This window comes from Streptomyces longispororuber, from assembly GCF_024448165.1.
Classification (GTDB): Bacteria; Actinomycetota; Actinomycetes; order Streptomycetales; family Streptomycetaceae; genus Streptomyces; species Streptomyces longispororuber_A.
On sequence record NZ_JAMOLN010000142.1, the window covers coordinates 1 to 20,891 of the forward strand.

21 protein-coding genes are annotated in these 20,891 nt (G+C 70.3%); 12 read left to right on the top strand and 9 right to left on the bottom strand.

Annotated features, from left to right (window positions below; genetic code table 11):
- From M4J07_RS32075 to M4J07_RS32085, 3 genes are all read left to right on the top strand, one after another.
- Positions 1-1,602: outer membrane protein assembly factor BamB family protein (locus M4J07_RS32075; protein WP_255977520.1), on the top strand; the 1,602-nt coding region annotated here is incomplete at its 5' end.
- A gap of 268 nt (positions 1,603-1,870) precedes the next feature.
- Positions 1,871-2,590: a helix-turn-helix transcriptional regulator gene (locus M4J07_RS32080; protein WP_255977523.1), complete on the top strand. Its 720-nt coding sequence runs from the start codon at positions 1,871-1,873 to the stop codon at positions 2,588-2,590.
- Between the two features lie 221 nt (positions 2,591-2,811).
- Positions 2,812-3,576, top strand: a complete 765-nt coding sequence (locus M4J07_RS32085) for a maleylpyruvate isomerase family mycothiol-dependent enzyme (RefSeq protein WP_255977525.1) — start codon at positions 2,812-2,814, stop codon at positions 3,574-3,576.
- Here the strand turns inward: M4J07_RS32085 and M4J07_RS48560 are convergent.
- Positions 3,573-3,935, bottom strand: coding sequence for a DUF397 domain-containing protein (locus M4J07_RS48560; RefSeq protein ID WP_374215118.1), 363 nt, complete (start codon positions 3,933-3,935; stop codon positions 3,573-3,575). The genes M4J07_RS32085 and M4J07_RS48560 overlap by 4 nt on opposite strands.
- Before the next feature lie 8 nt (positions 3,936-3,943).
- Entirely contained in the window at positions 3,944-4,795 is an 852-nt protein-coding gene (locus tag M4J07_RS32100) for a DUF5753 domain-containing protein (RefSeq protein WP_255977527.1), read from the bottom strand.
- A 220-nt stretch (positions 4,796-5,015) separates the two neighbouring features.
- Between M4J07_RS32100 and M4J07_RS32105 the strand changes: the two genes are divergently transcribed.
- A complete protein-coding gene (locus tag M4J07_RS32105; RefSeq protein ID WP_255977529.1) occupies positions 5,016-5,429 on the top strand; it encodes an ATP-binding protein in 414 nt (137 codons plus the stop codon).
- Entirely contained in the window at positions 5,429-5,956 is a 528-nt protein-coding gene (locus M4J07_RS32110; RefSeq protein WP_255977570.1) for a hypothetical protein, read from the top strand. Before M4J07_RS32105 ends, M4J07_RS32110 begins: the two co-directional genes overlap by 1 nt.
- A gap of 13 nt (positions 5,957-5,969) precedes the next feature.
- Here M4J07_RS32110 and M4J07_RS32115 read toward each other — a convergent pair whose 3' ends face one another.
- The 3 genes from M4J07_RS32115 to M4J07_RS32125 all read right to left on the bottom strand — a co-directional run bounded on the left by M4J07_RS32115 (position 5,970) and on the right by M4J07_RS32125 (position 9,178).
- A complete protein-coding gene (locus M4J07_RS32115) occupies positions 5,970-7,112 on the bottom strand; it encodes an NADAR family protein (protein WP_255977531.1) in 1,143 nt (380 codons plus the stop codon).
- Between the two features lie 92 nt (positions 7,113-7,204).
- Positions 7,205-7,477, bottom strand: coding sequence for a hypothetical protein (locus tag M4J07_RS32120; RefSeq protein WP_255977533.1), 273 nt, complete (start codon positions 7,475-7,477; stop codon positions 7,205-7,207).
- A gap of 18 nt (positions 7,478-7,495) precedes the next feature.
- Complete coding sequence (locus M4J07_RS32125) at positions 7,496-9,178, bottom strand: sodium:solute symporter family protein (protein ID WP_255977535.1); 1,683 nt, start codon at positions 9,176-9,178, stop codon at positions 7,496-7,498.
- Positions 9,179-9,413: 235 nt separating this feature from the next.
- Here M4J07_RS32125 and galT point away from each other — a divergent pair, with 235 nt between their 5' ends.
- From galT to galK, 3 genes are read left to right on the top strand one after another with little or no spacing between them, the layout of a single operon-like run.
- Positions 9,414-10,478: a galactose-1-phosphate uridylyltransferase gene (galT, locus tag M4J07_RS32130; protein ID WP_255977537.1), complete on the top strand. Its 1,065-nt coding sequence runs from the start codon at positions 9,414-9,416 to the stop codon at positions 10,476-10,478.
- Positions 10,478-11,437, top strand: a complete 960-nt coding sequence (gene galE / locus M4J07_RS32135; protein ID WP_255977539.1) for a UDP-glucose 4-epimerase GalE — start codon at positions 10,478-10,480, stop codon at positions 11,435-11,437. Before galT ends, galE begins: the two co-directional genes overlap by 1 nt.
- Before the next feature lie 41 nt (positions 11,438-11,478).
- A complete protein-coding gene (gene galK, locus M4J07_RS32140; protein ID WP_255977540.1) occupies positions 11,479-12,642 on the top strand; it encodes a galactokinase in 1,164 nt (387 codons plus the stop codon).
- A gap of 9 nt (positions 12,643-12,651) precedes the next feature.
- On the opposite strand, the gene M4J07_RS32145 is transcribed toward galK, so the two are convergent.
- On the bottom strand, positions 12,652-13,107 hold the full coding sequence (locus tag M4J07_RS32145; protein WP_255977542.1) for a GNAT family N-acetyltransferase: 456 nt from the start codon (positions 13,105-13,107) through the stop codon (positions 12,652-12,654).
- Between the two features lie 253 nt (positions 13,108-13,360).
- Here M4J07_RS32145 and M4J07_RS32150 point away from each other — a divergent pair, with 253 nt between their 5' ends.
- A complete protein-coding gene (locus tag M4J07_RS32150; RefSeq protein WP_255977544.1) occupies positions 13,361-14,110 on the top strand; it encodes a LuxR C-terminal-related transcriptional regulator in 750 nt (249 codons plus the stop codon).
- 211 nt (positions 14,111-14,321) lie between these two features.
- Here M4J07_RS32150 and M4J07_RS32155 read toward each other — a convergent pair whose 3' ends face one another.
- Positions 14,322-14,819, bottom strand: coding sequence for a MarR family winged helix-turn-helix transcriptional regulator (locus M4J07_RS32155; RefSeq protein WP_255977546.1), 498 nt, complete (start codon positions 14,817-14,819; stop codon positions 14,322-14,324).
- A gap of 88 nt (positions 14,820-14,907) precedes the next feature.
- On the opposite strand from M4J07_RS32155, the gene M4J07_RS32160 reads away from it, so the two are divergent.
- A complete protein-coding gene (locus M4J07_RS32160) occupies positions 14,908-15,705 on the top strand; it encodes a trans-aconitate 2-methyltransferase (RefSeq protein ID WP_255977548.1) in 798 nt (265 codons plus the stop codon).
- Entirely contained in the window at positions 15,702-16,094 is a 393-nt protein-coding gene (locus M4J07_RS32165) for a VOC family protein (RefSeq protein WP_255977550.1), read from the top strand. The genes M4J07_RS32160 and M4J07_RS32165 overlap by 4 nt, the downstream gene beginning before the upstream one ends.
- 7 nt (positions 16,095-16,101) lie before the next feature.
- Here the strand turns inward: M4J07_RS32165 and M4J07_RS32170 are convergent, their stop codons facing one another.
- Positions 16,102-16,794, bottom strand: coding sequence for a TetR/AcrR family transcriptional regulator (locus M4J07_RS32170; RefSeq protein WP_255977552.1), 693 nt, complete (start codon positions 16,792-16,794; stop codon positions 16,102-16,104).
- A 12-nt stretch (positions 16,795-16,806) separates the two neighbouring features.
- Positions 16,807-17,799 carry an acyl-CoA desaturase gene (locus M4J07_RS32175; RefSeq protein ID WP_255977554.1) on the bottom strand — a complete coding sequence of 331 codons (993 nt, stop codon included), beginning with the start codon at positions 17,797-17,799 and terminating at the stop codon, positions 16,807-16,809.
- A 358-nt stretch (positions 17,800-18,157) separates the two neighbouring features.
- Here M4J07_RS32175 and ppc point away from each other — a divergent pair, with 358 nt between their 5' ends.
- Entirely contained in the window at positions 18,158-20,890 is a 2,733-nt protein-coding gene (ppc, locus tag M4J07_RS32180; RefSeq protein WP_255977556.1) for a phosphoenolpyruvate carboxylase, read from the top strand.
- Position 20,891: the final 1 nt, after the last annotated feature.

Consider the following 20,891-nt stretch of genomic DNA (forward strand, 5'->3'; position numbering starts at 1 on the left):
CAGCCGAACCAGCCGCCCACCCCGGCGTACGGCCAGCCGCCGCAGCCGCAGCAGTACGGCCAGCAGCCTTACGGGCAGCCGCAGTACGGCCAGCAACAGCAGTACGGCTACCCGCAGCCGCCCACCACGCCGATGCCGCCGGCCGGCGGTGGCGGCAAGAAGTCCGTCAACCCGGTCGTGTGGATCGTCACCGCCGCGGTCGTGGTCATCGCCCTGATCGTCGTCGGCGGCATCCTGTACGCCGGTTCGTCCTCCGACGACGGCAAGGACGACACGAAGAACTCCGCCGACGGCGGCAAGAAGGGCGGCAAGGGCGGCGAGGGCGGCATCGGCGGCGGTGGCAGCGGCGGCGAGGAGAAGGTCCCGTCGAGCACCGGCGCGAAGATCGCCTTCCAGCTCCCGGCCCCGAAGGTCGCCAAGGACGCCGTGTGGAGCACCGCGGGCTCCTGGCTGACCGACTCGATGTACGTCAAGGCGGGCCTGAACGAGCTCGTCGGCTACGAGCCGGACTCCGGCACCAAGAAGTGGACCCTGCCGCTGTCCGGCCAGACCTGCGGCGCCTCGCCCGAGGTCACCGAGGCCGGTCTCGCCGCCGTGCTCGCCGAGGACGGCAAGCGCAAGAAGGACGGCGACCACTTCCAGTGCACCGAGATCACCGTGTTCGACGTGAACACCGGTAAGAAGGTGTGGTCGGACAGCGTCGACGCGGGCGGCCAGAAGATCGCGTTCAAGGAGCTGTCCATCAGCGGCTCCACGCTCGCGGTCGGCGGCGGCTACGACGGCGGCGCGGCCTTCGACATCAAGTCCGGCAAGGTCCTGTGGAAGCCGCAGGCCGGTTCCTGCGAGGACGTCGGCTACCGCGGCGGCGAGCAGCTCGTCGCGGTCCGCAAGTGCGGCGACTTCGACGAGGAGACCTTCGAGATCCAGCTCCTCGACCCGACGTCGGGCAAGCCGAAGTGGACGTACAAGGTCCCCGGCGGCGCCGGTACGGTCAACCTGCTCTCGGTGTTCTCCACCAAGCCGGTCTCCTTCGGTGTCGCCCTCGGTGAAGAGGTCAAGTACACCGACGCGTTCTCCCTCGACGACAGCGGCAAGCTGCGCGCCAAGATCTCCGTCGACGCCGAGAAGTACGACATCGACTGCGAGGTCGGCGAGGTGCACGGCTGCAAGGGCGTCGTGGTCGGCAACGACCGGCTCTACCTGCCGTCCCTCCAGCACGACGGCTCCGGCACCTCGCAGGTCAACGAGGTCGTGTCGTTCTCGCTGGCCACCGGCAAGCTGACCGGTGACCGCATCGACAGCGGCGACGACTACGAGATCTTCCCGCTGCGGATGGACGGCAGCAACGTGCTGGCGTACAAGGACGGCCCGTACGACAAGGGCTCGCAGATCGTCACCGTCGACTCCAAGTCCATGAAGCAGACGGTCCTGCTGGAGACGCCCGCGACCCAGGCGGTCCGGGACGCGACCAGCCGGATGGTGCCGACGTCCTCCGAGATGCTGTACTCCGGCGGCCGGCTGTTCATGGGCAAGGACCTGATCAGCGAGCCGTACTCGAACGACGACAAGCAGTACACGGTCCTCGGCTTCACGACCAACTAGCCGCGGCCCACGTCCTGTCGACGGCCCCGCCCCCGGACACCGGGGCGCGGGGCCGTCGACATATGCGCTCCTCTACCCCCAATCACCCCTGAAAAGCCGGGTTTTCAGCATTCAGGGCCGCTTCTCACCGGTAGGGGGCGCGCAACGTCGAACAAGCGTGTAGCTTCCGGGGGATGAAGAAGGAGGACGGTGAGTCGGGGGGCTCGCCTGTCCGTGGGGGGCCCGGGAGATCCATGCTGCTCCTGGGGCGAACTGGGGGGTTGGCTCAATGGGTGTGCGGCTCATGGTGGTCGACGACCACCGACTGCTCGCCGAGGCGCTCGCTTCGGCGCTGAAGCTGCGCGGGCACCGCGTGCTCGCCGCGGCCGCGCCCGCCGCGGGCGCCGCCGAACTGGTCATCTCGCGCGCCCCGGAGGTCTGCCTCCTGGGCACGGCGACCCCGGCCGAACCCGGCACGTTCGACCCGGTGATCCGCATCAAGCGGGAACGGCCGCAGGTCGCGGTCGTGGTCCTCGGACCGGTGCCGTCCCCGCGCGGCATCGCGGCCGCCTTCGCGGCGGGCGCCTCCGGTTACGTACGCCACGACGAGCGCATCGAAGGGGTCGAGCGTGCCCTGATGAAGGCGCGCGCCGGGGAGGCGGCGGTGGCGCCGTCCCTCCTCCAGGGGGCGTTCAGCGAACTGCTCAACCCGGCGGCCCAGCCCGACGACGAGGGCCAGCGCCTCCTGCAGATGCTGACGCCGCGCGAGGTCGAGGTGCTGGTCCGGGTCGCGGACGGCGAGGACACCCGGCTGATCGCGGCCGGCATGGGCATCGCCCCGTCGACGGCGCGCACCCACGTCCAGCGGGTCCTGATGAAACTGGGCGTCGGCTCGCGGCTGGAGGCGGCGGCCCTCGCCGCGCGCACGGGCCTGCTGGACCGCGCGGGCCCCGTGGCCCCCTCCACGATCCCCGCCCCCACACCGGAGTCGCCGAATCCGGATTCCTGAGCTATAGTCGATCTTGCGTTGGTCACCCCAACTCCGGGTGACGAACAGTGCGTTGGTGGTCCAAGGAAAGACGCCCCGCTTCCTGCGGGGAAATGCAGGTGCAAGGCCTGCCCGGCGCTCCAGATCGAGAGTCCCGCCCCGTGTTCACGGGGCGGGACTCTCGCGTTCTCCGCCACGCAAAAGCGCTGTCCCTCCGACGAACGGCCTGGTAGACAGCCGAGGTGGACAAGACGACCCCTGGCTTCACCGACCTCCTGCGCCTGATCGACGACCGGGCGACGGCCTTCCGAGCCGCGATCGCCGCCGCGCCCGATCTCGACGCACAGGTCCCGACCTGTCCCGGCTGGACGCTGCGCGACCTCGCCCAACACCTCGGCGAGCGGCGCCACTTCTGGGCGGTGACGGTCGCGGCGGGCCCGGCCGACGTGCCCCCCACGGTCGAGCCCACGCCCGCCCCTCGGGAGCGGGAGGCGCTCCTCGCCTGGCTGGCCGACGCGTTCCAGCGGTTCCTGGACGCGCTGCGCACGGTGGGCCCGGACCGTGCGTGCTGGACCTGGTGGGGTGCGTCGGAGTCCCCGCGCACGACGGGCGCCGTGGCCCGCCACCAGCTCCAGGAGATGGCGGTCCACACCTACGACGCCCAGCTCACGGCGGGCATCCCGCAGCCGCTCCCGTACGAGGCCGCACTCGACGGCATCGACGAGTTCCTCTCCACGTGCTGCGCCACGACGAGCCCCTGGCCGCACCACCCCGCCAAGGTCGACTTCCACACCACGGACGGCCACACCTGGCGCCTGATCCTCTCGCCCAGGGGCGCCGTCGTCGCCCGTCCGCCCATCACCGGCGTCCTGCCCGCGGCCTCGGTCCGGGCCCCGGCCCCCGACCTGGTCCTGGCCCTGCACGGCCGCATCCCGCTGGACACCCTGGAACTGGCGGGCGACAGCGCGTACTTCGACCTTCTTGCGGAGTGGGAGCCGGAGGACTAGGCGGGCCGCACGAAGTGGTCGAACTCGCCCGCCCGCACGCCGAGTACGAACGCGTCCCACTTCCGGCGGGTCGTCGTGACCACGGTGTCCGGGGCCGAGGTCTCACGCAGGTGCACCAGGTCGCCGTCCGGGGCGAAGGTGACGTCGAGGCGGGGGGAGGGGGCGGTCCCGGTCGCCGGGTGGCCCTTGAGGGTGTGGATGAGGTGGGCCAACGGGGCGTGGGTGGTGGCGAGTTCGATGGTAGGGGTGTCGCTCTCTCGGAGGCGGATGCCGTTGCCGGGGGCGGGGGCGAGTTCGACGCAGTCGTTGCCCTCGCCGCCGCCCGAGAAGGACGACTTCTGCCACGGGGCGGTGGTCATGGCCGGCCTCACAGTTCCTTGGTCAACTGGTGGATGAAGTTCCGCGACGCGGTCGGGTCGAGCGATGCCTTCTCCACCATACGGAAGAGCGTTCGAAAGTGGGCCAGTTGGGCCTCGGCGTCGATGAATACGGTGCCGTGGGGCGCGTCCCTGATGACGGTGTCCAGACGGTTCACCGCTCCGCCCAGGTGCACCATCGAGCTGCCGGCTCCGCCGAATCCCTCCAGGTCGAGGGGGATGACCCGCACCGTCACGTGATCCGCCTCCGAGGCATCGAGGACGCGCTGGAGCTGGGCGCGGGATTCCTTGCGGTCGCCGACGCGGATGCGGAGCGCGGCTTCGTGGATCACGGCGTCGTACGGAATGGGGTCGGTGTCCTCGATGACGATCCGTCGCCGCATCCGATGCTCCACCCAGTGCTCCAGCTCGCTCTCGGGCAGCTCGGGCGTCGTGTACGCGAACAGGGCGCGGGCGTACGCCTCCGTCTGGAGCAGCCCGGGTACGTGGATGACGGCCACGTCACGCCGGAACGTCGCGTAGTGGTCGAGCTCGGACAGGTCCAGGAACGGGGCCGGGAGGACGCCCCTGAACTCCTCCCACCAACCGTGGGTCCGGTCGGTCGCCATGACCACGAGTGCGTCGATCAACGCCTCGTCCACGCAGGCGTAGTTGGCGGCGAGCCGGCGCACCCGCTCCTCGCTCACCCCGGAGACTCCGGCCTCGATCTGGCTCATCTGGACGGAGTCGGCCCCGAGGAGGGCGGCCGCCGCGCGCGCCTTGAGGCCCGCGGCCTCGCGGAGTCTGCGCAGCTCCGCGCCCAGGCGGATCTGCCGCGCAGTGGGGTTGCGCCTCGTCGCCATGTGCCAACTCACCCTCTGGAGTGCCTCTTTCGGGTGTCAGATTACGCGACCGGCTTGCAGCTCCTTAATTTTCAGGCATACCGTCAGTGACGCGTCGCAACGCAGCGAATCCGGGACCCGGAAGCGCACCGCCCCGCCATGCCATGGCGGCGGCGACACTGCCACCGCCCGAACCACCTCGCCGCGCCTCAACTCCCGTACTGAACAACGGAGTTCCCGCATGTCGCCATCCTCGTTCGCCGAGCCGTGGGAATACACGCTGTACATCCCGAACGACCCCCGGGCCGTGACGGTCTCCCGCCGAACTCTCCGCCTCGTCCTCACCGTTCACGGACCACCCCAACTCCTCGATGTGGCCGAACTGTTGGCGACGGAACTGGTCACCAACGCCGTCCGCCACACCAAGGGCCCGGCCGCGCTCCGCCTCCGCTGGGCCGACGGAGTCCTCCGGATCGGCGTCTGGGACGCGGACCCGAAACCACCCGCCCCACCCCTCTTCACCCCACCGGACGCCGAACAGGGCCGAGGCCTCGACCTCGTACGGGCCTGCGCCGACTGCTGGGGCTGGCACCCGGTACTGAGCAGCGGCGATCACGGCAAACTCGTCTGGTGCGAACTCGGGGCGGCCGCCTGATGGTCAGCTCACCGCACGAGACGATGCACCACTTCTTCCGCAAGGAAACGGCGATGATGGTGCGCAACTTCCAGCGCCTGTTCCACGTGCCGTTTCCCGAGGCGCGCGACATCGCCGTTCTCAACACCGACCTCACCGAGGTCACACCGGTCGAGAGGCGCGTCGACACCTTGATGCGGGTGGACACGGGCCTGGTCAATCCCCAGGCGAAGGAGATCTGGAGGGACCTGATGACCGAGGTGAGCTACTTCTTCCGGCATCCCGTGGCCGAGAAGGTGCGTGAGGAAGGCCGTGAGGAAGGCCGTGAGGAAGGCCGTGAAGAGGGCCGTGAAGAGGGCCGTGAAGAGGGCCGCGCTCAGGCCCAGGCCGAGATGACCCTCCGCATCCTCGAATGGCGCGGCCTGACCGTCCCCGGTGCCGTGCGCGACCGCGTCCTCGCCTGCGCCGACGCCGAGCAGCTCACCGTGTGGGCCGAGCGCGCCGTCCGCGTGACCGACGCAGCTGATCTCTTCACCTCGCCGGAGTGACCGAGGGTCTCGCTCAAGGACGTGCTGGCGACGGCGAGTTCGCTGGCCGGAGGCGGAGTTCGGAGCGGGTCAGTTCCAGCAGGCGGCCCATCCAGTTGCGGCCGTGGGCGTCGTTGGTGTCCCGCCAGAACGGTGAGTCCCACAGGCCGGTGTAGCTGATCCGGCTGTCGCCGGTGGAGAGGAGGACCTGGGCCGCGGCCTCGTGCTGGGTGTATTTGGCGCGCAGGAGGTCCGCCATGACCGCGAGCCGGATCGCGGGCCAGTCCGGTCGGTGGGGCACCTTGCCACCCAGCTCCTGGGCGTCCCGGCCGGACTCCGCGGCCGCGATCCGGGCCCGGTCGGCGGGGTCCGCCGCCGCCAGCGACCAGTACGCGTGGAGTACGGACGCGTAGGACTCGCCCTCGTGGGCGAACGGCGTCGGACAGCCGTTGCGGAGCATGAACGTGGCGGGTTCCTCGGGCCAGCCCCGGGGAAAGACGGTTTCCTGCGAGACGACGGTCGCACGACCGGGGCCTGACGGATCGTCGGAGTAGTCGACGGCCCGTCGTGCCTGTTCCTGCTGGATCCCTCGGTGGCTCCTGGCGAAGTAGTCGAGAGCGGTCTGGTGCAGTTCCGCCGTGACCACCGGGCCGCCGCCGTCGACGGCCTCGCCGACGTCCGTGAGCAGGATCCGAAGGGGGCGGTCCTGCTGGTCCATGTCCCCCAGGGCGTAGACGCGGAGGTGCGGGGGTATCGCCAGGTACGCCGCGCGGAGCAGGGAGCGGTGGGACTCGGACGGGTCCTGCTGGAAGCGTCGGACCGCCTCCCAGCAGCGGTGGCTGCTGGTGGGACGGCCGTTGAGCCGTTCGATCTGGTCCGCGACCTCCAGGAGGAACCCGTCCGTGGTCAGCGGCCGGCTGAGCCGGGAACCCCATTCCGGGGGCTCCGACCGGGGCGGCCTGGCGGGGTCGGTCACCGACAGTCGGCCGCTCTCCAGCAGTTTCCTGAGGCCGGACAGGTCCGTGTCCGTGTCCCAGGTGATCGTTCCGTCCGCGTAGACGATCAAGTCGTCCACGCAGTAGGGGTGATCCGCGTCCAGGCGCTGCCAGACGTGGCTCCACACCCCGTCGATTCGTTCCCCGTCCACCGTCCGATACGTCGGTCCTCGCCATGTCATGGCTGCACGGTATAGGGGGAGGGGGCACGGGAAAGGGCCGGAGCCCACCGCGTCAGAACGGTGGACTCCGGCCCCGGTGGGCCCGGCAGGGCCTACTCGTCCGGGGTGGGCGGAGCCGTCGGGCGGAGCTTCAGCCACACCAGGAAGAAGAGGCCGAGCGCCAGCATGCCCAACCCCGTCCAGAGGTTGATGTTGATGTTCTCGGCCTTCTTCAGGTCCGCGTCGGACGCCGTGATGCCGGCGATCGTGACGATCACGCCGTACAGGACGAACAGGCCGCCGATGATGCGCCGGATGTCGAAGAGGCGAGCCGCCGTCGCGGACTTGCGTTCCAGTTCGGAGACTTCGTTCTGGAGATCAGACATGAGAGATCGCGCCTCCGATCAGAGGGAGTAGGGGAGGTAGCAGAGCGCGGCGAGGACGATCGCGCCCCAGCCGAGCAGGGCCGGCTTGCGGTACCAGGCGCTGTCGCCCTCGGCGGGCGGCTCCTCCAGGCCGGGGGCCGTCGTGCCGTAGACCAGACCGGCCAGTTCCGCCTCCGGCTTGGGGGCGGTGAAGAGCGTGACCACGATCATGACGACCGCACCGGCGACGAAGCCGACGATCGCCGAGACGAAGTTGGCGCCCTGGTCGGTGGGGATGTCGATGACGCCCTGCTTGTAGATCCAGAAGTAGTTGAGCATCGCGGCGGTGGTGCCCGCCAGCAGGCCCCAGACGCCCGACTTCATGGACGCGCGCTTCCAGAACATGCCGATGATGAAGACCACGAACATCGGGACGTTGAAGAAGGAGAAGAGGGTCTGCAGGTACCCCATGATGTTCGAGAACGACGACGCGATGAACGCCGTGCCGACCGACGCCACCACACCGATCGCCGTGATGAGGCGACCGAACTTCAGGTAGTAGCCGTCGGGCTTGTCGGTCTTCACGTACTTGGCCCAGATGTCGTACGTGAACACGGTGTTGAACGACGAGACGTTGGCCGCCATGCCCGCCATGAAGGCGGCCAGCAGACCGGTCACCGCGATGCCGAGGACGCCGTTGGGCAGCAGCTCCTGCATCAGGTACGGGATCGCGTCGTTGTAGGTGAGGTCCGAGCCGGCGCCGCCGATCTTCGGGACGAGGACCGCGGCGACCATGCCCGGGATCATCACCAGGAACACGATGAAGATCTTCGGGAAGGCGGCGATCAGCGGGGTGCGCTGGGCGGCCGAGAGGTTCTTGGCCGACAGGGCGCGCTGGACCTCCGCGAAGTTCGTCGTCCAGTAGCCGAAGGAGAGGACGAAGCCGAGGCCGAGGATGATCGTGAGCCAGTTCGCGCCGAGCGGGTTGGCGTCACCGATGCCGGTGCCGCCCCACGCCGACATGAAGTTGTCGCCGTGCTGGGACTTCAGCGAGTCCGTCATGCCGCCCCAGCCGCCGACGCGCTTGAGGCCGATGATGCAGATCGGGATGAGCGCCGCGAGGATCACGAAGAACTGCAGGACCTCGTTGTAGATCGCGGAGGACAGGCCGCCGATGGTGATGTACGCGAGGACGAAGGCGCCCGCGACCACGATGGCCACCCACTGCGGCCAGCCGAGCAGCGCCTCGACGACGATCGACAGGGCGTAGAGGTTCACGCCCGCGATCAATATCGCCGCGAAGGCGAACAGGATCGAACTGAGCAGATGGGCGGACTTGTCGAAGCGCTGGAGCAGGAACTCCGGCACCGATCGCACCTTCGAGCGGTAGTAGAAGGGCATCATCACCAGGCCGAGGAAGACCATGGCCGGGATGGCGCCGATCCAGTACCAGTGGACGACCGCGACGCCGTACTGCGCACCGGTCGCGGCCATGCCGAGGATCTCGGTGGCGCCCAGGTTGGCGGCGACGAAGGCCAGGCCGGTGACCCAGGCAGGGAGCGAACGGCCCGACAGGAAGAAGTCGAGGCTGGTCTTCACGGAGCGGCGGGCGGCGAAGCCGATGCCCAGGACGACGACGAAGTAGATCGCCAGGATCGCGTAGTCGAGGCCGTTGGTGGGCAGCCGTAGCCCTGCCGCCAGCGTGATTGTGGGGGACTGCATGAGATCTCGCTTCGTTGCGCGAACTGAAACAGTCCGGAACCTACGCCTCCGGCTTCAATAAGTGAACACTTCCCTTGATGTTCTTTGTTGGATTGTGATCGATGCCTCTCGGATAAGTGATCACGTGGCACAGAAACCGCACAGTCCGTCCCCCGTTGGATCTCTTGACGTGACTGTTGACTTATGCTTTGTTGTGTTCGGTTCTGTTTGGTTGGTGCGATGAGGAGCATCGGTCGTGAAGAAGACGTCGACCCGCCTTGCCGATGGGCGCGAGCTCATCTACTACGACTCGCGCGACGACGTCGTCCGGGAAGCCGTCGACCGGCGCCCCCTCGACCGCACGGTCACCACGTCGGAGATCCGCCGCGACCCGCTGCTCGGCGACTCCGTGGCCATCGCCTCGCACCGCCAGGGCCGCACCTACCACCCGCCGGCCGACGAGTGCCCGCTGTGCCCGTCCGAGGGTGAGCGGCTCAGCGAGGTGCCCGACTCCGCGTACGACGTCGTCGTCTTCGAGAACCGGTTCCCCTCGCTCGCCGGCGACTCCGGCCGCTGCGAGGTGGTCTGCTTCACCTCCGACCACGACAAGTCCTTCGCCGACCTCAGCGAGGAGCAGGCCGGGCTCGTCCTAGAGGCGTGGACGGACCGGACCGCCGAGCTGTCCCACCTCGACTCCGTCGAGCAGGTCTTCTGCTTCGAGAACCGCGGCGCCGAGATCGGCGTGACCCTCGGCCACCCGCACGGCCAGATCTACGGCTACCCCTTCACCACCCCGCGCACCGCCCTCATGCTGCGCTCGCTCGCCGAGCACAAGGAGCAGACCGGCGGCCGCAACCTCTTCGCCGACGTCGTGGAGAAGGAGCTCGCGGACGGCTCGCGCATCGTCCTGGAGGGCGAGCACTGGGTGGCCTTCGTGCCGTACGCGGCGCACTGGCCCTACGAGGTCCACCTCTACCCCAGGCACCAGGTCCCCGACCTGCTCGGGCTCGACGACGCGGCGCGCACAGAGTTCCCCAAGATTTATCTGGAACTGTTGAGGCGCTTCGACCGGATCTTCGGTGAGGACCAGCCGGTGACGCCGTACATCGCCGCCTGGCACCAGGCGCCGTTCGGCACGCTGGACGAGTTCGAGGGCGTCACCCGTGACGACTTCGCGCTCCACCTCGAGCTTTTCACCATCCGCCGCACTTCCGGCAAGCTGAAGTTCCTCGCGGGTTCCGAATCCGGCATGAGCGTGTTCATCAACGACGTGCCGCCGGAGACCGCGGCCGAGCGACTGCGAGAGGTAGCGAGCAAGTAATGGGTAAGTACCTGGTCACGGGCGGTGCCGGATACGTCGGCAGCGTCGTCGCGCAGCACCTGCTGGAAGCGGGTCACGAGGTCACCGTCCTCGACAACCTCTCCACCGGTTTCCGCGAGGGCGTGCCCGCCGGCGCGACCTTCGTCGAGGGCGACATCCGCGACGCGGCCAAGTGGCTCGACGCCTCGTACGACGCGGTGCTGCACTTCGCCGCGTTCTCGCAGGTCGGCGAGTCCGTCGTGAAGCCCGAGAAGTACTGGGACAACAACGTCGGCGGGACCATGGCGCTGCTCGGCGCGATGCGCTCGGCGGGCGTCCGCAAGCTCGTCTTCTCCTCCACCGCGGCCACGTACGGCGAGCCGGTCAGCACCCCGATCACCGAGACGGACCCGACCGCGCCCACCTCCCCGTACGGCGCCTCGAAGCTCGCCGTCGACCACATGATCACCGGTGAGGCGGCCGCGCACGGGCTGGCCGCCGTGTCCCTGCGGTACTTCAACGTGGCGGGCGCGTACGGCAACTGCGGCGAGCGGCACGACCCCGAGTCGCACCTCATCCCGCTCGTCCTCCAGGTCGCCCAGGGCCGGCGCGACGCGATCTCCGTCTACGGCGACGACTACCCGACGCCCGACGGCACCTGCGTCCGCGACTACATCCACGTCGCCGACCTCGCCGAGGCGCACCTCCTCGCGGTCGAGGCCGCGCAGCCCGGCGAGCACCTGATCTGCAACCTCGGCAACGGGAACGGGTTCTCGGTCCGCGAGGTCATCGAGACCGTCCGCCAGGTCACCGGGCACCCGATCCCCGAGATCGTCGCCCCGCGCCGCGGCGGCGACCCGGCCGTCCTCGTCGCCTCCGCCGCCACCGCGCACGAGCGCCTCGGCTGGAACCCGTCCCGCGCGGACCTCGCGGGCATCGTCGCCGACGCCTGGGCGTTCGCCCAGGCACGCCAGCAGTAGGAACCAGTCGGAACCCAGTAGGAATCAGAGGGCCCCAACTCATGTCCGTCGCCGCTCAGTTCAGCGATCTGTACGGTTACGAGCCCGCGGGAGTGTGGGCGGCACCCGGCCGCGTCAACCTCATCGGCGAGTACACCGACTTCAACGAGGGCTTCGTCATGCCGCTCGCCCTGCCGCACACCGCGGTCGCGGCGGTGGCCCGGCGGGACGACGGCGTGCTGCGCCTGCACTCCGCCGACATCGACGCCCCCGTCGCCGAACTGCGCGTCGACGAGCTGACCCCGCTGAGCAAGTACGGGCAGGGCGGCTGGGCCGCCTACCCGGCGGGCGTCGTCTGGGCGCTGCGCGACGCGGGCCACGCCGTCACGGGCGCGGACATCCACCTCGCCTCGACGGTGCCGACGGGCGCGGGCCTGTCGTCGTCCGCGGCCCTGGAGGTCGTGACCGCCTACGCGCTCAACGAGCTCTTCGAACTCGGCCTGTCCGAGCCGGAGCTGGCGGTCCTCGCGCAGCGCGCCGAGAACGTCTTCGTGGGCGTCCCGTGCGGCGTGATGGACCAGATGGCGTCGGCGTGCGCGACCGAGGGCCATGCGCTCCACCTGGACTGCCGGGACCTGTCGATCCGGCAGGTCCCCTTCGACCTGGCCTCGCAGGGCCTCCAGCTCCTCGTCGTCGACACGCGCGTCAAGCACGAGCTGGGCGACGGCGCGTACGCGGAGCGGCGCGCGGGCTGCGAGGAGGGCGCGCGCCTGCTCGGCGTCTCGCACCTGCGGGACGTCCCGTACGCCGGACTGGACGACGCCCTGCGGACGCTGGAGCAGGCGGGGGCGGACGAGAAGGTCGTCCGCTACGTCCGGCACATCGTCTCCGACGATCACCGCGTCGAGCAGGTCATCGGCCTCCTCGACGCCGGCGACGTGCGCGCCATCGGCCCGGTCCTGGACGCGGGCCACGTCTCGCTCCGCGACGACCTGCGCATCTCCTGCCCCGAGCTGGACCTGGTCGTCGCCACGGCCCGCGCCGCCGGTGCGGTCGGCGCCCGGATGACGGGCGGCGGATTCGGCGGCTCGGCGATCGTGCTGGTGGAGACGGCGGACGCGGACGCGGTCACGAAGTCGGTGCTCGCCGCCTTCGAGGAGGCCGGGTACACGACGCCGCGGGTGTTCCCGGCGGTGCCGTCGGCCGGGGCGCGGCGCGAGGCCTGAGCCGCGGGCTCAGCCCAGTCGCTTCGTCAGTGTGAACTCCTTGACCCCGGGCGGGTAGTCCGGCACCACGGCCACCACGTCGTAGCCGTGCTGCCGGTAGAAGCCCGGGGCCTGGAAGTCCCACGTCTCCACACGGGAGTTGACGCATTCGCGATCCTCACGGGCGATGCGCTCGGCCTCCGCGAGGAGCCGGGAGCCCAGCCCGGCGCCGCGGTGCCGGTCGGCGACCCAGAGCAGGTTCACGTGCAGCCAGGTCGCCCAGGTGTGCGCGTCGAGACCACCGGCCAGACTGCCGTCCTCGGCCAACGCCCAGACCTGGAGCGGGGTTTCGCGCTCGTCCGGCGTGCCCCGCAGCTCGCGCAGCTCGGGAGAGGCCTCGGCGTTCGCCTTCCTCAGGAGCGTGCGGAGCAGAAGGCGGCGTTCTTTGTCGACTTCTGCCTCAATGCGAAACATGGGCCTCACCATAAACGCGCCAGACGGTCGAGGGCCGGTCAACCGCCAATCAGTTCTGCGAATTGCCTTCCCCTCGGGGCCTTCAGCCCTACTCTGAGGACAGCACCGGTGGGGGCCGGTGTTGATCAGGGGGCGAGACAGCCGGGTACGACGCCCGGAGTGGGGGTAGCAGTTCGGGCACGGCGGCGGCCGTGCGGCTGCGGCGACCTGTACTCCGGGCGCCGTACCTGCGTTGGTCCGTCCCCCGACCAGTGGGGGTTATCACGTGGTTCGTATTCGGGTCCTGGTCGTCGACGACCATCGCATCTTCGCCGAGTCCCTCGCAGCGGCGCTCGCCGCCGAGCCGGACGTCGACGTATCTGCGGCCGGCAGCGGCCCCGCCGCCCTGCGCTGCCTCGACCGGGCGGCCGCCGAGGGGCGCAGATTCGATGTGCTGCTCGTCGACGCTGACCTGGGGGCGACGTCCCTGCAGGGCATGCGCCCGCCCACGGTCGTCCCGGACGGCGCCGCGCAGAACGGGCTGGTGGACGGCATCTCCCTGGTCGCGGGCGTCCGTTCGGGCCAGCCCGCGGTCCGCACGGTGGTGCTCGCCGAGCGGGACGATCCGCGCCGTGCCGCGATGGCCCTGCAGGCCGGGGCGTCCGGCTGGGTCGCCAAGGACTGCTCCCTGTCGCGGCTGCTGACCGTCATACGGGGCGTGCTCCGGGACGAGACGCATCTGCCTCCGGCGTTGCTGACGGGTGTGCTGCGGGAGTTGACCGCGGCCCGCAAGCACCGGACGGAGTCGGAGCGGCTCGTGGAGTCCCTGACGCCGCGTGAGCGCGAGGTGTTGCGCTGCATGGTGGCCGGGCTCGGGCGCAAGGCCGTCGCCGAGCGGTTGTTCCTGTCGCCGCACACGGTGCGGACGCACATGCAGAACGTGCTGGGGAAGCTGGGCGTGCACTCGACGTTGGCCGCGGTTGCGCTGGCGCGGCGGGCGGGGGTCGGCCCGGTCGACCTGGAGGCCGCGAGCTGAGCCCTGCCGGGTGTGGCGGGGCGGGTGTCCACGGGTGCGTCTGCTCGGTTGTTCTTTCGTCGCGGGCTGCCGGGCCGGTGGGGCTTCTCGCGCAGTTCCCCGCGCCCCTGGAAGGCTGCGCGTAGCGCATGCCTTCCAGGGGCGCGGGGAACTGCGCGACCAGCCACGACGAGAGTCGCACTCGGCGGACGGGCGGAGAAGGTTACGGCGCCTAGCCGGGGATGTTGTCGAAGGGGGCCGTCAACTGGCGGAGGAGCGAGGCCAGTTCACCCCGCTCCGCACGGGAAAGCTCCGCCAGAATCGCCCGCTCCTGCGCCAGCAGCCCCGCCAGGGACTGATCGGCCCGGTCCCGCCCCTCCTCGGTGAGGCGGACCAGGACACCACGCCGGTCACTGGGATCGGGGAGCCGCTCGACGAGGCCCTTCTTGGTGAGCCGGTCGATCCGGTTCGTCATCGTGCCCGACGTCACCAGCGTCTGCGTCAGCAACTGACCGGGTGAGAGCTGGTACGGGGCGCCCGCCCGGCGCAGCGACGTCAGGACGTCGAACTCCCACGGCTCCAACTGGTGCTCGGAGAACGCGATGCGGCGGGCGCGGTCGAGATGGCGCGCGAGTCTGCTGACCCGACTGAGCACCTCAAGGGGCTCCACGTCGAGGTCGGGGCGCTCCCGGCGCCACGCTGCGACCAGACGGTCGACCTCGTCCTCCATGACGATCAGTGTAGGGGGTGTGTCGACATGAAGTCTCTTGAAGTCGAGTCTCTTGACATCGAGATACTTTGCCGGGAACCCTGGAGTCATGACGACGACACCCACCTGGGACCCGCAGCAGTACCTCCGGCACGCCGGCCACCGCGGCCGCCCCTTCGTCGACCTGCTCGCCCGCATCCCCGCCCTGCCCCGCGAACCGGCCCGCATCGCCGACCTCGGCTGCGGCCCCGGCAACGTCACGACGCTGCTCACCGAGCGCTGGCCCACCGCGCGCATCACCGGGTACGACAACTCGCCCGAGATGCTGGAGAAGGCCAAGGTCCACGCCACGGACCGGCTCGACTTCGCGTACGCGGACGCGGCGGACTGGACGCCGGCCCGGACGCAGGACCTGATCATGGCCAACGCGACGCTCCAGTGGGTGCCGGGGCACGTCGACGCCTTCCCGCGCTGGGTGGACGCGCTCGCGCCGGGCGGCACGTTCGCCTTCCAGGTCCCCGGCAACTTCGACGCCCCCAGCCACGCCCTGATGCGGGAGCTCGCCGACTCCGCCCGGTGGAAGGACCGCCTCGCCGGAGTGCTGCGGCACGGCGACGCGGTGCTCACGCCCACCGCGTACCTGGAGCGGCTCGCCGGGCTCGGCTGCGCGGTCGACGCCTGGGAGACCACGTACACCCACCTGCTGGAGGGGCAGGACCCCGTCCTGGACTGGGTGAAGGGCACCGGCCTGCGCCCCGTGCTCACCGCGCTCGACGACGACCCGGCGGCCAGGGACGCGTTCGTGACCGAGTACCGGGACCTGCTCAGGGAGGCGTACCCGACGACGGAGCACGGCACGGTGCTGCCGTTCCGGCGGATCTTCGTGGTCGCGGTGAAGCCCGCGTGATCACGGCCCTGGACCACGTCCAGCTCGCCGCCCCCGAGGGGAGCGAGGGCCTGCTGCGCGCCTTCTACGTCGATGTCCTCGGCATGACCGAGACCGCCAAGCCGCCGGAGCTCGCCGCGCGGGGCGGGTGCTGGTTCGAGGCGGGGGACGCCCGGCTGCACCTGGGCGTCGAGGCCGCCGGAGACAGGGCGGGCCACTTCCGGGCCGCGCGGAAGGCGCACCCGGGACTGCGGGTGCGGGACATCGAGGCGTACGCGCGCCGGCTCGCGCGGCTCGGTGCCGAGGTGGTCTGGGACGACGCGCTGCCGGGGCACCGGCGGTTCTACTCCGCCGACCCCGTCGGCAACCGGCTGGAGTTCCTCGAACCGACCGCCGACGCACGCCCCTGACCAGGCCCTAGCTCTTGCGGTGCCCTATGAGCCGCGGCTTCGGCTCCAGGCCGTCGAGGCCGTGCCAGGCCAGGTTCACCAGGTGCGCCGCGACCTCCGCCTTCTTCGGCTTGCGGGCGTCCAGCCACCACTGGCCGGTCAGCGCGACCATGCCGACCAGCGCCTGGGCGTACAGCGGGGCGAGCTTCGGGTCGAAGCCGCGGGCCTTGAACTCGCGGCCCAGGATGTCCTCGACCTGCGTCGCGATGTCGGAGATCAGCGACGCGAAGGAACCCGTGGACTGCGGGATGGGGGAGTCGCGGACCAGGATGCGGAAGCCGTCCGTGTACTCCTCGATGTAGTCGAGGAGCGCGAACGCCGCCTGCTCGCACAGTTCCCGCGGATGGCCCGCGGTCAGCGACCCCGTCACCATGTCGAGCAGCTGGCGCATCTCGCGGTCGACGACGACCGCGTACAGCCCCTCCTTGCCACCGAAGTGCTCGTACACCACCGGCTTGGAGACCCCGGCCTTCGCCGCGATCTCCTCAACCGACGTGCCCTCGAAGCCCTTGGTGGCGAAGAGGACGCGGCCGATCTCCAGGAGCTGCTGGCGCCGCTCCGCCCCGGTCATCCGCGTACGGCGCGCACGCCTCGGCTTGTCGGGCCTGTCACTGCTCGCGTTGCCTGGGGTGCTTGAGTCGGTCGCCACGACTCCCATCATGCCGTGCCGGGGTCATGCCGCGTCGGCGGCCTGCGGCTTCCGGCGGGCGGCGATGCGGTCCTTCGACGGCCAGCGCACGTCGGACGCCCAGCCGGCCAGCTCGAACCAGCGGATCAGCCGGGCCGAGGAGTCGACCTGGCCGCGCATCACACCGTGCCGGGCCGACGTCGGGTCGGCGTGGTGCAGGTTGTGCCAGGACTCGCCGCAGGACAGGACGGCCAGCCACCACACGTTGCCGGAGCGGTCGCGGGATTTGAAGGGGCGCTTGCCGACCGCGTGACAGATCGAGTTGATCGACCACGTCACGTGGTGCAGGAGCGCCACCCGCACGAGCGAGCCCCAGAAGAACGCCGTGAACGCGCCCCACCACGACATCGTGACCAGACCGCCGATCAGCGCGGGCAGGAACAGCGACAGCATCGTCCAGAAGATGAACTGCCGGGAGATCGCGCGGATCGCCGGGTCCTTGATGAGGTCGGGCGCGTACTTCTCCTGCGGCGTCTGCTCCTCGTCGAACATCCAGCCGATGTGCGCCCACCACAGGCCCTTCATCAGCGCCGGGACGGTCTCCCCGAACCGCCACGGCGAGTGCGGGTCGCCCTCCGCGTCGGAGAACTTGTGGTGCTTGCGGTGGTCGGCGACCCAGCGGACCAGGGGGCCCTCCACCGCCATCGAGCCCGCGATCGCGAGCGCGATGCGCAGCGGGCGCTTCGCCTTGAAGGAGCCGTGGGTGAAGTAGCGGTGGAAGCCGATGGTGATGCCGTGGCAGCCGAGGTAGTAGAAGAACACGAGGAGGCCGAGGTCCAGCCAGCTCACGCCCCAACCCCAGGCCAGCGGCACCGCCGCGAGCAGCGCCAGGAAGGGTACGGCGATGAAGAGGAGCAGCGTGATCTGCTCAAGGGAGCGTTTCTGCTCCCCACCCAGCGTCGCCGACCGGACCGGAGCGGCGGACGGTCCTGACGCCTCCTCGGGTGCGTCGTCGATCACATCGGAACGTGTGGCCATGGGAAGTCCCCTGTAAGTCGAGGGTTGAGAGGGTTGAGAGGGCCTGAGACGGGTCAGGAGATCCACTGAGATCCGCGGACAGAGTGCCTTCGTCATGCCTACGGTTCCGTAACCTACGGCGTCGTAAGTATGGCAGCGCGCGGCCGGGCGGCAAGAGGCCCCGAGCCGTGCCGCGACCACGGGCACATATCCTTGGAAACGGTCGGACAGCGCGGTCCGCTCTGAATCTCCACCCGGGACTACTACCCGGATCCCGGGGACTCTTCCCTCCAGACGAGCGCCCACCCGTCTCCCACCACCGCCCTTCCAAGGAGACGCGGAGCGTCGCACCTTCTGATTACTGCAAGGAGCCGCACCTGTGAGCAGTGCCGATCAGACCGCTACGAGCAGCAGCCCCGAGCTGCGCGCCGACATCCGCCGCCTCGGTGACCTGCTGGGCGAGACCCTGGTCCGCCAGGAGGGCCCCGAACTGCTCGAACTGGTCGAGAAGGTCCGCCGCCTGACCCGTGAGGACGGCGAGGCCGCCGCCGAGCTGCTGCGCGGCACCGAACTGGAGACCGCGGCCAAGCTGGTCCGCGCCTTCTCCACGTACTTCCACCTGGCCAACGTGACGGAGCAGGTGCACCGCGGCCGCGAGCTGCGCGCCAAGCGCGCCGCCGAGGGCGGTCTGCTCGCCCGCACCGCGGACCGGCTCAAGGACGCGGACCCGGAGCACCTGCGCGACACGGTCGGCAACCTCAACGTGCGGCCCGTCTTCACGGCCCACCCGACCGAGGCCGCCCGCCGCAGCGTCCTGAACAAGCTGCGCCGCATCGCCGAGCTGCTGGAGACGCCGGTCCTGGAGACCGACCGCCGCCGCTACGACACCCGCCTCGCCGAGAACATCGACCTGGTGTGGCAGACGGACGAGCTGCGCGTGGTGCGTCCCGAGGTGACGGACGAGTCCCGCAACGCGATCTACTACCTGGACGAGCTGCACGCCGGTGCCGTGGGCGACGTCCTGGAGGACCTCACCGCCGAGCTGGAGCGGGTCGGCGTCACCCTCCCCGAGGCGACGCGGCCGCTGACCTTCGGCACCTGGATCGGCGGCGACCGGGACGGCAACCCGAACGTGACCCCGCAGGTCACCTGGGACGTCCTGATCCTGCAGCACGAGCACGGCATCAACGACGCGCTCGACATGATCGACGAGCTGCGCGGCTTCCTGTCGAACTCGATCCGCTACACGGGCGCCACCGAGGAGCTGCTGACCTCGCTCCAGTGCGACCTGGAGCGGCTGCCGGAGATCAGCCCGCGCTACAAGCGGCTGAACGCGGAGGAGCCCTACCGGCTGAAGGCGACCGCGATCCGGCAGAAGCTGGAGAACACCAAGACGCGCCTGGCCAGGAACACCCCGCACGAGGACGGCCGCGACTACCTCGGCACCGCCGAGCTGCTGCACGACCTCACACTGATCCAGACGTCGCTGCGCGAGCACCGCGGCGGGCTGTTCGCCGAGGGCCGGATGAACCGCACGATCCGTACGCTCTCCGCGTTCGGTCTGCAGCTGGCCACCATGGACGTGCGCGAGCACGCGGACGCCCACCACCACGCGCTCGGCCAGCTCTTCGACCGGCTCGGCGAGGAGTCCTGGCGCTACACCGACATGCCGCGCGACTACCGCGGCAAGCTGCTCGCCAAGGAGCTGCGCTCGCGCCGGCCGCTGGCGCCGACCCCGGCTCCGCTGGACGCCGACGGCGAGAAGACCCTGGGCGTCTTCCACACCATCGCCAAGGCGCTCGACGTGTTCGGGCCCGAGGTCATCGAGTCGTACATCATCTCGATGTGCCAGGGCGCCGACGACGTCTTCGCGGCGGCGGTGCTCGCCCGCGAGGCGGGGCTGATCGATCTGCACGCCGGCTGGGCGAAGATCGGCATCGTGCCGCTCCTGGAGACCACGGACGAGCTCAAGGCGGCCGACACGATCCTGGAGGACATGCTCTCCGACCCGTCCTACCGGCGCCTGGTCGCGCTCAACGGGGACGTGCAGGAGGTCATGCTCGGCTACTCCGACTCGTCGAAGTTCGGCGGCATCACCACCTCGCAGTGGGAGATCCACCGCGCTCAGCGCCGTCTGCGTGACGTCGCGCACCGCTACGGCGTGCGGCTGCGCCTCTTCCACGGCCGCGGCGGCACCGTCGGCCGCGGTGGCGGCCCCTCGCACGACGCGATCCTCGCCCAGCCCTGGGGAACCCTGGAGGGCGAGATCAAGGTGACCGAGCAGGGCGAGGTGATCAGCGACAAGTACCTGGTGCCGTCGCTGGCCAGGGAGAACCTGGAGCTGACCGTCGCGGCCACGCTGCAGGCGTCCGCGCTGCACACCGCGCCGCGCCAGTCCGACGAGGCGCTGGCCCGCTGGGACGCCGCCATGGACGTCGTCTCCGACGCCGCGCACGCCGCGTACCGCAAGCTCGTCGAGGACCCGGACCTGCCGACGTACTTCCTCGCCTCGACCCCGGTCGACCAGCTCGCCGACCTGCACTTGGGCTCGCGGCCCTCCCGCCGCCCCGGCTCGGGCGTCTCCCTCGACGGCCTGCGCGCCATCCCGTGGGTGTTCGGCTGGACCCAGTCCCGGCAGATCGTGCCCGGCTGGTTCGGCGTCGGCTCCGGTCTGAAGGCGCTGCGCGAGGCGGGCCTCGACACCGTCCTCGACGAGATGCACGAGCACTGGCACTTCTTCCAGAACTTCATCTCCAACGTCGAGATGACGCTCGCGAAGACGGACCTGCGCATCGCCCGGCACTACGTCGAGACGCTCGTGCCGGACGAGCTCCAGCACGTGTTCGCGGACATCGAGGCCGAGCACGCGCTCACCGTCGCCGAGATCCTGAAGATCACCGGTGGGGCCGAGCTCCTCGACTCGCAGCCGGTCCTGAAGCAGACGTTCGCGATCCGGGACGCCTACCTCGACCCGATCTCGTACCTCCAGGTCGCCCTGCTCAAGCGGCAGCGTGACGCGGCGGCCGCGAGCGAGGAGCCGGACCCGACCCTCGCCCGGGCCCTGCTGCTGACCGTGAACGGTGTCGCGGCGGGTCTGCGCAACACCGGCTGAC